Source organism: Nguyenibacter vanlangensis, assembly GCF_013376155.1.
GTDB classification, from domain to species: Bacteria; Pseudomonadota; Alphaproteobacteria; order Acetobacterales; family Acetobacteraceae; genus Gluconacetobacter; species Gluconacetobacter vanlangensis.
The window spans coordinates 1-508 of the sequence record NZ_JABXXP010001297.1; the positions used below are offsets into that span (position 1 = coordinate 1).

General features: G+C 69.9%; 2 protein-coding genes. One reads left to right on the forward strand and one right to left on the reverse strand.

Annotated features, from left to right (window positions below; genetic code table 11):
* Positions 1-250 (reverse strand): molybdopterin-guanine dinucleotide biosynthesis protein B (gene mobB / locus HUK84_RS22700; protein WP_176642095.1); only part of this gene is annotated, 250 nt, incomplete at its 3' end.
* Between the two features lie 143 nt (positions 251-393).
* Between mobB and HUK84_RS23600 the strand changes: the two genes are divergently transcribed.
* Positions 394-508, forward strand: a 115-nt coding sequence (locus tag HUK84_RS23600; RefSeq protein ID WP_176642096.1) for an NTP transferase domain-containing protein, incomplete at its 3' end; no start/stop codon positions are given.

Sequence of the window (508 nt, forward strand, 5' to 3'; positions counted from 1 at the left end):
CTTCCCCGTCAGGCGCCTCGTGCAGCAGCGCCCAGCGCGTGCCGGACGCCACCAGCACCTCGCGCGCGCCCGCCGCCCGGTGGCGCCAGGAATCCTTCCCGGGCCGGTCGATATCGAATCCGTGATGCGCGTGCTTGATGGTCGAAACCCGCACCCCGCGCCGTCCCAGCACCGTCAGCAGCCGTTCGATCAGCGTGGTCTTGCCCGCGCCGCTGCGTCCAATAATCCCCATGATGGCGGGTGCGTGCATGCGCGGCGGCATCCTCGTTCCTGTGGTCCGGCGCCGATGACGCGCCGCTGAATATCGCGTACAGGTGCCCCCAATCCCCTATGATGACAAGTATCGGGGCAGGCGGCGTCGTACGCTCCCCAAACGGGTCGAGGACGAAAACAATGCGCTTTGCCGTGGTGATTCTGGCCGGCGGCCTGGCCACCCGCATGGGCGGCGGGGACAAGCCGCTGCTCCGGGCGGGCGGGCACAGCCTGCTGGCCCACCTGCTGGACCGGC